General features: G+C 61.6%; 12 protein-coding genes. 2 read left to right on the top strand and 10 right to left on the bottom strand.

The window, feature by feature from the left end; genetic code table 11:
- Window positions 1-3: 3 nt before the first annotated feature.
- Window positions 4-597 (bottom strand): fasciclin domain-containing protein, encoded by a 594-nt coding sequence (locus RS887_RS09245; protein ID WP_322615113.1) that lies wholly within the window; start codon window positions 595-597, stop codon window positions 4-6.
- 307 nt (window positions 598-904) lie between these two features.
- On the opposite strand from RS887_RS09245, the gene RS887_RS09240 reads away from it, so the two are divergent.
- Window positions 905-1,495 carry a DUF2780 domain-containing protein gene (locus tag RS887_RS09240; protein WP_322615112.1) on the top strand — a complete coding sequence of 197 codons (591 nt, stop codon included), beginning with the start codon at window positions 905-907 and terminating at the stop codon, window positions 1,493-1,495.
- Window position 1,496: 1 nt separating this feature from the next.
- Here the strand turns inward: RS887_RS09240 and RS887_RS09235 are convergent, their stop codons facing one another.
- Entirely contained in the window at window positions 1,497-2,384 is an 888-nt protein-coding gene (locus tag RS887_RS09235) for an acyltransferase (RefSeq protein ID WP_322615111.1), read from the bottom strand.
- Window positions 2,385-2,547: 163 nt separating this feature from the next.
- Between RS887_RS09235 and RS887_RS09230 the strand changes: the two genes are divergently transcribed.
- Window positions 2,548-3,048, top strand: coding sequence for an ATP-dependent zinc protease (locus tag RS887_RS09230; RefSeq protein WP_111285573.1), 501 nt, complete (start codon window positions 2,548-2,550; stop codon window positions 3,046-3,048).
- 12 nt (window positions 3,049-3,060) lie between these two features.
- Here RS887_RS09230 and RS887_RS09225 read toward each other — a convergent pair whose 3' ends face one another.
- From RS887_RS09225 to RS887_RS09185, 8 genes are all read right to left on the bottom strand, one after another.
- Complete coding sequence (locus RS887_RS09225; RefSeq protein ID WP_322615110.1) at window positions 3,061-3,690, bottom strand: glutathione S-transferase; 630 nt, start codon at window positions 3,688-3,690, stop codon at window positions 3,061-3,063.
- 178 nt (window positions 3,691-3,868) lie between these two features.
- The gene (locus RS887_RS09215; RefSeq protein WP_322615109.1) at window positions 3,869-4,048 is read right to left on the bottom strand and encodes a hypothetical protein; all 180 of its coding nucleotides are present in this window, start codon (window positions 4,046-4,048) and stop codon (window positions 3,869-3,871) included.
- Window positions 4,045-5,175: a PepSY domain-containing protein gene (locus tag RS887_RS09210; protein WP_322615108.1), complete on the bottom strand. Its 1,131-nt coding sequence runs from the start codon at window positions 5,173-5,175 to the stop codon at window positions 4,045-4,047. Before RS887_RS09210 ends, RS887_RS09215 begins: the two co-directional genes overlap by 4 nt.
- 71 nt (window positions 5,176-5,246) lie before the next feature.
- Entirely contained in the window at window positions 5,247-7,682 is a 2,436-nt protein-coding gene (locus RS887_RS09205; protein WP_322615107.1) for a TonB-dependent siderophore receptor, read from the bottom strand.
- Window positions 7,683-7,951: 269 nt separating this feature from the next.
- Complete coding sequence (locus tag RS887_RS09200) at window positions 7,952-8,926, bottom strand: FecR family protein (protein WP_322615106.1); 975 nt, start codon at window positions 8,924-8,926, stop codon at window positions 7,952-7,954.
- Window positions 8,923-9,441, bottom strand: coding sequence for an RNA polymerase sigma factor (locus RS887_RS09195; protein WP_322615105.1), 519 nt, complete (start codon window positions 9,439-9,441; stop codon window positions 8,923-8,925). The genes RS887_RS09200 and RS887_RS09195 overlap by 4 nt, the downstream gene beginning before the upstream one ends.
- A 226-nt stretch (window positions 9,442-9,667) precedes the next feature.
- Complete coding sequence (locus tag RS887_RS09190; RefSeq protein ID WP_322615104.1) at window positions 9,668-10,375, bottom strand: 3'-5' exonuclease; 708 nt, start codon at window positions 10,373-10,375, stop codon at window positions 9,668-9,670.
- Window positions 10,372-12,312, bottom strand: coding sequence for a putative nucleotidyltransferase substrate binding domain-containing protein (locus RS887_RS09185; RefSeq protein WP_322615103.1), 1,941 nt, complete (start codon window positions 12,310-12,312; stop codon window positions 10,372-10,374). The genes RS887_RS09190 and RS887_RS09185 overlap by 4 nt, the downstream gene beginning before the upstream one ends.
- Window positions 12,313-12,454 lie beyond the last annotated feature (142 nt).

Raw genomic sequence — 12,454 nt, 5'->3', positions numbered from 1 at the left:
GGCTCAGCTTTTCGGCATCAGCACCTTGTCGATGACCTGAATCACCCCATTGGACTGGTACACGTCATAGGTGGTGATGTCGGCGACGTCACCTTTTTCATCCTTGATGGTGATGTTGTGCGGGCCGTTCATCATCGCCCATAGTTTTCCGCCGGCGACGGTGGTGAGCTCGGTCTTGCCACCACCGGCCTTGATCTTCTCGGCCAGGGTTGCCATGTCGAGTTTGCCGGCGACCACGTGGTAGGTGAGGATTTTGCTCAGGGTGGCTTTGTTTTCCGGTTTGAGCAGCGTATCGACAGTGCCGGCAGGCAGGGCGGTAAAGGCTGAATTGACCGGGGCGAATACGGTGAACGGGCCTTTGCCCTTGAGGGTGTCGACCAGGCCGGCGGCTTTTACCGCGGCGACCAGGGTGGTGTGATCGGCGGAGTTCACCGCGTTATCGACGATGTCCTTGCTCGGCAGCATGGCCTGGCCGCCGACGGTCACGCTGTCATGGCTCATGGTTGCCGCTTGTACGGTATTCAGGGCGAAAGCACCGCCAAGGGCCAGGGTCAGCAGGCTGGCAATCAACGGTGTTTTGATCGAAGTGCGTTTCATGGTGATGATCCTTTGGTGGGGAATCGGCCAGGAATGTCTGTCCGTGCTTGATATACGGGCGTGGGGCGGGACTGGATGCAGCACCGGGAAAATATTTTGATGAACCTGATCCCTGTAGGAGCGAGCTTGCTCGCGATGGACTTGGGGGCAACGCGCCAATTCAGGAAGTACGCGTCATCGTTAACGTCCATCGCGAGCGAGCTCGCTCCTACAGGGGATGGGTGGCTGGGAACAATGTCGGGGGATATCAGTCCAATGCACAGTTTTTCGCCGTCCATTGCGGGCGGCGTTCATAGAGGATGTCTGAATGAAGATTTCACGCGGTTTTGTCCTGGCATCGCTCTTGACCCTGGCAGTCAGCCCGGCCTTTGCCCAGTTCAACCTGAGCGATGCGGCCAATGCCATTTCCGGCATGAAGGGTGGCAATGCGGCGGCCGATGCTGCACCGACTACGGAAACGGCGGACCTGCTGGGCGCGCTCACTGAATTGAATATCACCCCACAGCAAGCCCTTGGCGGCGCCGGGGCGATGCTGGGGCTGGCGAAGAACCAGTTGAGTTCGACCAACTACTCGGAACTGGCCAAAAGCGTGCCGGGTATCGACATGCTGTCCGGCGGTGGCGAGCTGGGTGCACTCGCCGGATTGCTCGGCTCCACCGGCAAGGCCGCAGGCCTGGATAACGCCTTGGGCAACGTCAAGAACACCAATGACCTGAACAATGCCTTCAGCGCCCTGGGCATGGACAGCGGCATGATCGGGCTGTTTACCCCGGTGCTCCTGCAATACCTCGGTCAGCAGGGCGTCGGGGGTTCGCTGCTGAGCAATCTGGGCAGCATCTGGGGCACGGGCACGGGCACGGGCACGGGCACGGGCACGGGCTTCGGCACCGGTAGCTGATTCAGCGGCGCCCGGTGCGCAAGGCGTCGATGCGCCGGTCCTTCTCGATCCAGAGCTGGTTGACCCAGTTCTGGGTTTTTTCGCGAAACAGCGGATCGTTCTCGTAATCGCCCTGCCACAGCGCCGGGTCGAGTTCGCGGGTCTGGATATCGATGATGACCCTTGGCACATTGCCGCTGATCAAGTCCCAGAACCCCGGAATGTTCTGCTGCGGGTAAACCACCGTCACATCGAGGATCGCGTCCAGCTGTTCACCCATCGCCGCCAGCACAAAGGCCACTCCACCGACCTTGGGCTTGAGCAAGTGATTGAATGGTGACTGTTGCTGGGCACGTTTAGCCGCCGTGAAGCGCGTGCCTTCGAGGTAGTTGACCACCGTCACCGGTTGGCGCTTGAACAGTTCGCAGGCCTGTTTGGTGATCTCCAGATCCTTGCCCGCCAGTTCCGGGTGTTTGGCCAGGAACGCCTTGCTGTAGCGCTTCATGACCGGATAATCCAGCGCCCACCACGCCAGGCCCAGGAAGGGCACCCAGATCAGCTCTTTCTTGAGGAAGAACTTGAAGAACGGCGTACGGCGGTTCAGCGTCTGGATCAGCGCCGGGATATCGACCCAGGATTGATGGTTGCTGATCACCAGGTACGAGGTGTCACGGCGCAGATCGTCACCGCCGCGGATGTCCCATCGGGTGGGGATGCACAGGCGGAAGATCAGCTTGTCGATCTCGGACCAGGTCTCGGCAATCCACATCACCGACCATGAGGCGTAATCGCGAAAACGGCCGGGCAGGACCAGTTTGAGCAGGGCAAACACCATCAGCGGTCCGATCAGGACCAGGGTGTTGAGCAGAAGCAGCAGGGTCACGAAACAGCCGGTGAGCAGGCGGCGCATAAGTCACTCGTGGGGCGGTTGGGCGCGCCATGATAAGCAGCTTCGGGCGACAGGCCAAATCGGCGGTGACGAATGTTTCACCTTTGGGCCGGTAACCTTGTGGGAACGATCAAGCGAACGACGGTCTAAAATCCCGCTGTTCACTCTCATGGAAGCCCATCACGTGAAATCCCTCCTTGCAGTGCTCTCCCTCATCGCCCTGCCGGTCATGGCCGCCGAACCCACCCTCTATGGGCGTTACGAATACATCGCCCTGCCGGAGATCGGCGGGCAGGTCCTCAAGGCGAAAATGGACACCGGCGCCCTGACCGCGTCGCTGTCGGCCAAGGACATCGAAACCTTCAAGCGTGACGGCGAAGACTGGGTGCGTTTCCGCCTTGGCACCAAGGACGCGAACAACCAGGTCTACGAACACAAGATCGCGCGCATCAGCAAGATCAAGACCCGGTCCGAAGAGGAGGATGACGAAGCGGCAGCACCCACCAAGCGGCCTGTGGTTGATCTGGAATTGTGCCTGGGCAACGTCAAGCGCACGGTCGAGGTCAACCTCACCGACCGCAGCAGCTTCAACTACCCGTTGCTGATCGGCGCCAAGGCGTTGCGCGAATTCGGGGCGGCGGTGAACCCTGCTCGGCGGTTTACGGCCGACAAGCCGGATTGCTGATCTTTTGAAGGCTTAAACCTTCGGCATCGTCGCAATCATCGAAGGTCGCTGACTCACCTCGAAATACCACGCCGCGAGTTGTGGATTGGCTTCGCGCCAATCCAGATCCGGATGGCGCAGGTCCAGGTAACCCAGTGCACAGGCCACGCTGATCGCGGCCACGTCGAAATGGCAGGTCAGCTCGGCAATCGCGTCTTTTTCCAGCAGCGCCAAGGTACGGCGGATCTTGTCGCGCTGGCCGTCGAGCCATTCGTCCCAGTGTTTCTCCGGGGCGCGCAGGGCGACTTCGTAGCGCACCAGCACGGCCGCGTCCATGATCCCGTCGGCGAGCGAGGCGAGGGTCAGGCGCCGCCAGCGGGCCGAGCCTTCGCGGGGGATCAGCGGATTGCCGACGTGCTGCTGATCGAGGTAGTCGAGGATGACCCGGCTGTCATGGATGACATTGCCATCGGCCAGGCGCAGCGCCGGGATTTTACTCAGGGGGTTGTCGTCGATCAGGGTCAGGTCCGGGTTGACCGGGGTGAGTACGCAGTTTTGCAACGCCACGCGGTCCTGTTGACCGGTTTCGTGCAGCAGCACCATGACTTTGCGAACGAAGGGAGAGAGCGGGTTGTGGTACAGGGTCATGCTCGGGGCGGACATGGCAGCGTCTCGATCGGTGGCAGTGTCGGGCAGCATAGCGTGTTGGGGAGATAGCTCAATATCCCTTGTGGGAGCGAGCTCGCTCGCGATGGTCGTCAACGATGACGCTGGAAGACTGACACCCCGAGGCGCTCTCGGGTGCATCGCGAGCAAGCTCGCTCCTACAAGGGATGTCGCTTCAGTGGCGTTGCAGGAGGCCCCGCAGGGCAACCGCGGCGGGGATGCCCAAGCCCAGCCAGCTCAGCGAATCCCACACACCATCCCCGAGCAACGCGGCAAACAACCCTGCCGCGCTGAACAGGGCGATGACGATTGGGGGGCTGAACACTTTCCAGAAGTTCGACTGCCGGGGCTTCATGCCACGCTCTCCGCTTTTTCCAGCACAGGCCTGGCAGCCTTGCGTCGCACCACCCACAAGTACACCCCACTGCCGAGCACGATGAGGGTCAGCACATCCAGGGTCGCCCAGAGGATTTTCATCGGCATGCCGCCGTAGTCACCGAAATGTAGCGGCTGCGACATGCCCATGGCGTCCATGTACCACGGTCGCTCGGCCACGGCGGTGACTTGCAGGGTGCTGGCGTCGATCAGCACGGGTGTCAGCAGGTGTGAAGTCAGGTGCGTGCTGCCTTTCATGAACACTGCGTAATGGTGCTCGCTGGAAAACCGCGTGCCGGGGAAGGCGATGAAGTCCGGCTGCATGCCCGGCGCAACCTCCTCGGTGATGTCGAGCAGACGGGTCGCCGGTGCCAATTGCGTCAGCGGCGGCGCATCGCGGTACGGCGCGACCATCGCGCTCAGGCTGTCGTTGCGCCAGGCGGCAATGATCAGGTCGGCGCAGGCACTGATCACACCCGTCACGCCGACCACCAGGGCCCAGGTCAACGTCACGACACCGATCAGGTTATGCAGGTCGAGCCAGCGCAGGCGCGTGGATTTGTCCTGGCGCACGGTGGCGAACTTCAAGCGACGCATGAACGGCAAGTACAGCACCGTTCCGGAAACGATCGCCACCACGAACAGAACCCCCATGAACGCCAGCAGCAACTTGCCCGGCAAGCCGGCGAACATGTCCACGTGCAGGCGCAGCATGGTCAGCATGAAGCCGCCGTTGGCCGATGGCGTTTCCAGTGCTTCGCCGGTACGGGCATCGAGCATGAAGGTGTGGGACGAGTTCGGCTCGGTACCGGCGGTCGCGGCCATGATCGTCAGCACCGCGTTGGGCTCATCGTCCTCGAAGCCGAAGTATTGCAAGACTTCACCGGGGCGATGTCGCTCGGCCGCCTCTGCCAATTGCTGCAAATTCAGGTGTGGGGTGTCCGCCGGCATTGCCTTCACGTCGGGCGCATTGCCCAGCAAGTGATCGATCTCGTGATGAAAGATCAACGGCAGGCCGGTCAGCGCCAGCAGCAACAGGAACACCGTACAAGCCAGGCTGGTCCAGGTATGGACAGCGGACCAGTGGCGAATGGTTTTACTTTTCATGTCATGGCCTTCAGAAAGGCCAAGCCGTCCTCGAAGGACGGCCTGGTCATTGGGCGTGTCAGCTCAAGGCGTTACCACTTGTACGTTGCACTCGCGACGACACTGCGCTGGTCGCCGTAGTAGCAGTAGAAGCTGTCGCAAGTGGAGATGTAGTCCTTGTCGAACAGGTTGGTCGCGTTAACGGCCAGGGAAGCGCCTTTGAGGCTGCTGTCCAGGCGACCGAGGTCGTAGTGAACCACCGCGTCGAACACCGTGTAGGCACCGGCCTTGCCCAGCCAGGTGTTGGCCTGGTCGCCGTAGGTGTTGCCGGTGTAGCGTGCGCCGGCGCCGATGCCGAAGCCGTCCAGCGCGCCGTTGTGCCAGGTGTAGTCGCCCCACACCGACGCTTGCTGGTTAGGCATCAGCTGCAGGCGATTGCCCTTGTAGATGCCCTCTTGCACTTCGGATTTGGCCAGGGTGTAGGCAGCCGTGACCTTGAGGTTTTCGGTCACGTCGGAAACGGCTTCCAGCTCCAGGCCTTTGACTTTCACTTCGCCGGTCTGGCTGGTGACCGTCACGTTGCCCACATTATTGGTGACGGAAACGTTTTTCTGGGTCAGGTCATACACAGCCGCCGTCAGCAGTGTGTTGCTGCCCGGTGGCTGGTACTTGATACCCAGTTCCCACTGCTTGCCTTCGGTCGGCTTGAACGACTCGGTCGGCGAGGCGACGGCATTGCTGGTCGGCTGGAACGATTCGGCGTAGGACAGGTAAGGCACGAAGCCCGAGTCGAACACGTAGCTGATCGCCGCGTTACCGCTGAAGTTCTTGTCGCGCTCAGTGTTGGTGGCATCACCTTTGTTGAAGAACGTGGTTCCGGTGTGGACCCAGTCTTCACGACCACCTAGGGTCAGGCGCCATTGGTCGAGGGCCATCTGGTCCTGGATATACAGGCCAGTCTGCTGGGTCTTCTGTTCGTAGTCATAGAAGGCCGTGGAGCGTGCCGGACGCTCGATCGGCAAGCCATAAATCGGATTGTTGACGTTGATGCCCGGCGCGGTACCGAAGATCGACAGGTAGTTGGTGGTGTTGCGCTGGTGGTCCAGGCCAATCAGCAAGGTGTGACTGACGTCGCCGGTGACGAAGTCGCCCTGGAAGTTGTTGTCCACGGCGAACTGGGCGATGTCTTCGTCGACGTTGGTGGTGCCACGGCCGGTGTTGCCCTGATCGTCGACGACAGACCCGAAGGAGGGGCCGTAGCTATTGACGGTCACGGTCTGGAACGACAGCTCCGACTTGGTATAGCGCAGGTTCTGCCGGAACTGCCAGACATCGTTCAGGCGATGTTCGAAGGCGTAACCCAGCGCGTAGTAGGTGCGGTCGTAGAAGTCGTAGTTCGGATCACCCAGGTTCTTGTGATGGGAAATCTCGCCGAACGGCATGTCGATCTTGGTGCCCTGGATCGGATAGAACTGACTGGTGATACCGGTATCGTCGCGAGTGAACTGCGTGAGCAGGGTGAACCTGGTGTCGTCGTCGATGTTCCAGGTCAGGCTTGGCGCAATGTTGTAGCGCATGTCATCGATGTGGTCGATTGGCGTGCCACCGTCGCGCAGCACGCCGCTGAGGCTGTACAGAAACTGACCTTCGTCGTCGATTTTACCGGTGCTGGCGAAGTTGATCTGGCGATGGTTGTCGCTGCCGTACTGCAGCTGGATCTCGCTGCTGGCTTCAGCGCTTGGGCGACGGCTGACCATGTCCAGCAGGCCGCCCGGCGGGGTCTGGCCGTATACGGACGAGGCCGGGCCGCGTAGCAGCGCCAGGCGGTCGAGGTTCCAGGTTTCCTGTTTCGGATTGGCGTACACGCCTTTTGGCAGCGGCAGGCCGTCGAGGAATTGGGTCGGCCCGAAACCACGCACGCGCAACCAGTCGGAGCGGGTGTCGCTGCCGAAGCTGCTGGCGGTGATGCCCGGCAAGTAGCGCACGGCATCATCGAGGGTGTGCACGTTGCGGTCGTCCATCTGTTGGCGAGTGACGACCGAAATCGAGCGCGGTGCTTCGACCAGCGCGGTGTCGGTCTTGGTGCCGGCGGCGGTGCGCTTGGCCGTGTAGCCCTGCGCCGGACCCCAGGCGCTTTCAGCGTCTTCCACGCCGATCACGCTGGTGGCCGGCAGGGCCATCACGCCCTCGGGCACAGCCACCAGGCTGTAGGTGCCCGCATTGCTTTGCTCCAGTTGCAGGCCGGTACCACGCAGGGCCTCACGCAGAGCGCCGGCTGCGTCGAACTGGCCGTTGACTGGCGCCGAGGTTTTGCCCGCCGCCAGGGATGGGGTCAAGGCCAGGGCCAAGCCGGCCTGGCTGGCGATCTGGTTCAGGGTGTTGGCCAACGGAGCGGCCGGCAGGTTGTAGGCGCGAACGCTGGAAGCCTGTTCAGCGGCGAACAGTGGGCTGCTGGCCAAAGGGGTGCAAAAGGCAATGGCAACCGCGAGCAAACTGCGGCGCAACAGGGAGTCTAGCGAACGAGGCATACAGCGGCTCCTGAATGTAAATATTTATCAATTGCCTGTGTGCCGAACGAGAATTGAAAAGTGATAGGGCTGGATGAAAATAATTTCGATTCAGTTATTCAGTGGGCACTGAAGGGTTCAGGCGTGCGCCTTTGTGGCGAGGGGGCTTGCCCCCGTTCGGCTGCGCAGCAGCCGTAAAGTCAGCCAATGCGTTTTAACTGGAAAATGGGGGGCCGCTTCGCGACCCGGCGGGAGCAAGCTCCCTTGCCACAAAGGGTCTGTGTGCGGATTCAGGGCTTGGTAGCGGCCTTGGCCACGACCTTCACCCACCATTGCGTGTGCTGTTCGATCTGCACCGGCAGGGTCGGCAGCAGGGCATTGAGTGCCAGGTCGGTGTCGCGCAGCGGGAAACTGCCGGTGATGCGCAGGTCGGCCACTTCGGGTGCGACGCCGACGTAACCGGTTCGATAGCGGCCGATTTCATGCACCAGATCTTCCAGCCGCGTGTTGTCCACCACCAGCATGCCGCGGGTCCAGGCATCCGCGCCGAGGTTGACGGCCAGAACCGGGCCCAGGCCGTTGTTGCGGATCAGTACCTGCTGGCCTTCGTGCAGGATCTGTTCGTCCGGGATGGATTGCGGATGAACCGCCACTGCCGACTGCAGCACGCTCAGGCGCGTGCCTTCTTCTTCGCGCTTGACCAGAAACCGGGTACCCAGTGCACGCATACTGCCTTCGCGGGTTTCGACAATGAACGGCCGGGGATCGCCATGGCCGGTTTCCACCAGGACTTCGCCTTGCTGAAGCACGATGCGTCGCTGCTTCTCATCGAAGCGCACATCCAGGGCACTGTGGGTGTTGAGATTGATCAGCGTGCCATCAGCCAGGCGCAGGGTGCGCTGCTCGCCAACGGCGGTGCTCTGGTCGGCCAGCCAATAGTCGATCGGCAGATAACGCTCCCCGGCGAACAGCGCCAGGCCGATCACCGCAACGATACTGGCTACGCCACTGCCAAGCTTGCGCACCCGTCGACGAATGCCTTCGCGCGATTGCAGCAGCGCCGTTCGAGCCGGGCCGGTGGCCACGCTGAAACGCTGGTCGAGCATGCCCAGCTGGCGCCAGGCGCGGGCGTGCTCTTCGTGGGCCGCGTGCCACTTGGCGAACTCTTCGCGCTCCACCGGATTGGCGCCATCCATGGACAACTGCCAGGCAATCGCCGCGTCCAGCACCTTGGCCGATACCGGTTTGGAACCGAGCGGATTCATGTCGGCTCACCATATAGCGCGATGTAGCACTGGCGAATGCCCTGGGTCAGGTACTGGCGTACCCGCGGCACCGACACCCCCAGGCGCTCGGCGATTTCCGCGTGGCCGAGGCCGTCGAGACGGTTATAGAGGAACGCCGCCCGGGCCTTGCTGGAAAGCTTGCCGAGCAAACGATCGATGTTTTTCAGGTCTTCGAGGATCATCTGCTGTTCTTCCGCCGACGGCTGTTCGGCTTCGGGAACCCGCATCAACTCGGTGAGGTAAGCCTGCTCCAGCGCGGCGCGCCGGAAATAATCGAACAGCAGGCCCTTGGCAATCGCCACCAGGAATGCCCGAGGCTCGAGCGGGGCCTTCAGTTCCTCGCGGCCCAGCAAGCGCACGAACGTGTCCTGGCTCAGGTCTTCGGCCCGCTGCGGGCAGGCGACGTTGCGTCGAAGCCAGGCCAATAGCCAACCGCGATGGTCGCGATACAACGCACCGACGAGCTCACTTTGAGGGCTTGGGATTGACGACACGCAGCATTACCGATTGGGAAATATTAACTAACGAGAATTGTTTGCGATTGTGACAGAGGAGGGGGAGGTAAGCAATTGGCGTTGGTCGGGTGGGAATCTCGCGACGGCCCCTGTAGGAGCGAGCTTGCTCGCGATGGTCGTCAACGATAACGCGGGAAGCCTGGCGCCCCGCGGCGTTCTTGGGATCATCGCGAGCAAGCTCGCTCCTACAGGAGGGGCCTGAAACTCAGAAGGAAGGCGCCTGCTGCCGGCGCTTCCACTGACTCAAGCGCTGCTGCAAATTCAACGGGCTATGAATCTGCTGTTGCCGCGCGCGGCTGAACAGAATCAGCGCCAGTTCGGCGGTGGCCAGGGCGTCGGCGCTGGCGTGGTGGCGCTCGAAGACTTCGAGCTTGAACCAGTCGATCCAATCGTCCAGCCCGGCCTCGCGAATGTGCGCCTGGGAGCACAGCAGTGGTGCAATGTCCGCCACGTCCAGAAACGGATGCTGCAACTTCAAACCCAGATGATCTTTCAGCGCACGGCCGAGCATGTGCTGGTCAAACGGCGCATGGAAGGCCAGCACCGGACTGTCACCGAGGTACTCCATCAGGTCGAGCAGCGCTTCTGCCGGGTCGCTGCCCGCCGCAATGGCGCTGGGGCCAATACCGTGGATCAGCACGCTGGGGCCGAGTTTTACTTGCGGGTATTGCAGGGTGCGCTCGAACTGCTGGCGAAAGTCGATGGCCCCGTCCTCGATCACCACGGCGCCGATGGACAACAGGTGGTCCTTGCTCAGGTTCAACCCGGTGGTTTCCAGATCGAGCACCACCCAGCGCTGCTCGCGCAGGCTGCACTCCGCCAGGTCGGCAGCAGTCGGCAAGCGTTCCAGCCGATGTTGCAGGTGGGCAGGCAGGGTGGGGAGCGTCGGGCGCAACCAGGAAAACAGGCTCATAACTGATACCGCAACGTCAGGCTGCTTTGCAGGCGCTGTGCCTGGCGCAGGGACTCACGCAGGATGCGCCGGTCCAGATGGTTGAGGCTGTCGGGATCGACCCGGTTCGAGTAAGGCAAATTCTCCCGGGTCTGTAGTTGATGTTGCTGCATGCGGGTTTGCTGGATGAAGTGATAGGCCTCTTCGTACGCAGCGCCGTCCAGGGGGTCGATGACCTCCCTGGCGACCAACTGGCGAAAACGCTCCAGTGTGTTGTTCGCTTCGATACCGTGAGCCAGGGCCAGCAACCGGGCACCGTCGACAAAGGGTGCCAGGCCCTGGATCTTCAGGTCCAGGCTGGCCTTCTCGCCATTTTTGCGCGTCAGCACGAATTCGCGGAAACGCCCTACGGGCGGGCGATTGCGCAACGCATTATCGGCCATCATGCGCTGGAACAAACGGTTGTCCCCGACCTGATCGAGAATGCCCCGACGCAACTGCTCGCAGCCTTGCTCGCTGCCCCAGACCACGCGTAAATCGAAATAGATGCTCGAACCCAGCAGGTTCTCCGGGGTTGCCTCGCGGATAAACGCCGCAAAGCGTCGCGCCCATTCGGCCCGGGACAGGCACAGCTCCGGGTTGCCGGCCATGATATTGCCCTTGCACAACGTGAAGTCGCACAGCGCCAGGCTCTGGTTGATCTGCTGGGCAATGGGCAACAACTTGCCGCGAATCTCGGCGGCATGGGCCGCATCCCTGGCTTCGAACAGAATGCCATTGTCCTGATCGGTGTGCAGGGTCTGCTCGCGGCGGCCTTCACTGCCGAAACACAGCCAGCTGAACGGCACGCCGGGGTCGCCTTTTTCGGCGAGGGTCAGTTCGATCACCCGGCACACGGTGTGGTCGTTGAGCAAGGTGATGATGTGGGTGATCTGCGTCGAAGACGCGCCGTGGGCCAGCATTCGCTCGACCAGTTGACCGATTTCGCCCCGCAGCGCCACCAGGTTTTCCACCTTCTGCGCATTGCGGATAGTGCGGGCCAGGTGCACCAGGTCGACCCGTTGCAGGGAAAACAGATCGCGCTCGGAAACCACGCCGCACAAGCGCTGGTCCTTGACCAGGCAGACATGGGCTATGTGACGCTCGGTCATGGCAATCGCCGCGTCGAACGCACTGTGATCCGGCGACAGGAAAAACGGCGCCCGGGTCATGTGTCTTTCGATGGCTTCGTTGAAATCACTGCTGCCGTCGGCCACGGTCTGACGCAAGTCGCGCAGGGTGAAAATCCCCAGCGGCGCCTTGAGTTCATCGACCACCACGATGCTGCCGACCTGTTGTTCGTGCATCAACGTCACGGCTTCGCGCAACGGCGTCTGTGGGGCGCATGTCACCGGATGACGCATGGCCAATTCGCCCAGCCGGGTATTGAGCGAATATTGGGTGCCAAGGGTTTCCACGGCTTTTTGCTGCACTTGCTGGTTGACCTGATCCAACAGGCTACTGACGCAGCGCAGGGCGAAGTTGCGGAAGGTATCCGATAGCGAAAACAGGCGGATGAACGCCGGCTTGTTCAGTTGCAGGCAAAAAGTGTCCTCGCCGGCCAGGTGTTCGGTGCGGGTTGCCCGTTCACCCAGCAATGCCGCGAGGGGGAAACATTCGCCGGTACTGATCTCGAAGACCGTTTCGGTGCCACCTTTTGCCGTATGCGGACGCTCGCCCACGACCCGGCCTTGCTTGACGATATAGAAATGCTCGACCGGGCCGTCGGCGGGTTTGATGATGCTCTCGCCGGGGGCGTAGAAACGCAGCTGACATTGCTCGACCAGATACGCCAGGTGAGCGTGTTCCATCTGGTTGAAGGGCGGGAAACGCTGAAGGAATTGCAACGTGCCCTGGATGTTCTGCAACACCGCAGTTTTCCCTGCCTGTGTGAAGGCGTCCGCTTTACTCATAACCATTACCGCAGTCTTTTTTGGATTTGTTGTTGTCGGATGACTCACCCATGGTCGGCCCCTACGGTCAGGGTGCCCATTGGACGTAAGTCTAGGTAGGCAATGAGTGTGACGGAATGTCAGAAAAACCTTACGCAATTGAGAGAAA

Source organism: Pseudomonas sp. BIC9C, from assembly GCF_034541995.1.
GTDB lineage: Bacteria > Pseudomonadota > Gammaproteobacteria > Pseudomonadales > Pseudomonadaceae > Aquipseudomonas > Aquipseudomonas fluorescens_CC.
Note: the sequence above shows the minus strand (reverse complement) of the source record. Positions and strands in the feature narration are given on the sequence as shown.

Coding starts and splice junctions, on each gene's coding strand:
- RS887_RS09245 (WP_322615113.1), bottom strand. CDS start 597: ATGAAACGCACTTCGATCAAAACACCGTTGATTGCCAGCCTGCTGACC.
- RS887_RS09240 (WP_322615112.1), top strand. CDS start 905: ATGAAGATTTCACGCGGTTTTGTCCTGGCATCGCTCTTGACCCTGGCA.
- RS887_RS09235 (WP_322615111.1), bottom strand. CDS start 2,384: ATGCGCCGCCTGCTCACCGGCTGTTTCGTGACCCTGCTGCTTCTGCTC.
- RS887_RS09225 (WP_322615110.1), bottom strand. CDS start 3,690: ATGTCCGCCCCGAGCATGACCCTGTACCACAACCCGCTCTCTCCCTTC.
- RS887_RS09215 (WP_322615109.1), bottom strand. CDS start 4,048: ATGAAGCCCCGGCAGTCGAACTTCTGGAAAGTGTTCAGCCCCCCAATC.
- RS887_RS09210 (WP_322615108.1), bottom strand. CDS start 5,175: ATGAAAAGTAAAACCATTCGCCACTGGTCCGCTGTCCATACCTGGACC.
- RS887_RS09205 (WP_322615107.1), bottom strand. CDS start 7,682: ATGCCTCGTTCGCTAGACTCCCTGTTGCGCCGCAGTTTGCTCGCGGTT.
- RS887_RS09200 (WP_322615106.1), bottom strand. CDS start 8,926: ATGAATCCGCTCGGTTCCAAACCGGTATCGGCCAAGGTGCTGGACGCG.
- RS887_RS09190 (WP_322615104.1), bottom strand. CDS start 10,375: ATGAGCCTGTTTTCCTGGTTGCGCCCGACGCTCCCCACCCTGCCTGCC.
- RS887_RS09185 (WP_322615103.1), bottom strand. CDS start 12,312: ATGGTTATGAGTAAAGCGGACGCCTTCACACAGGCAGGGAAAACTGCG.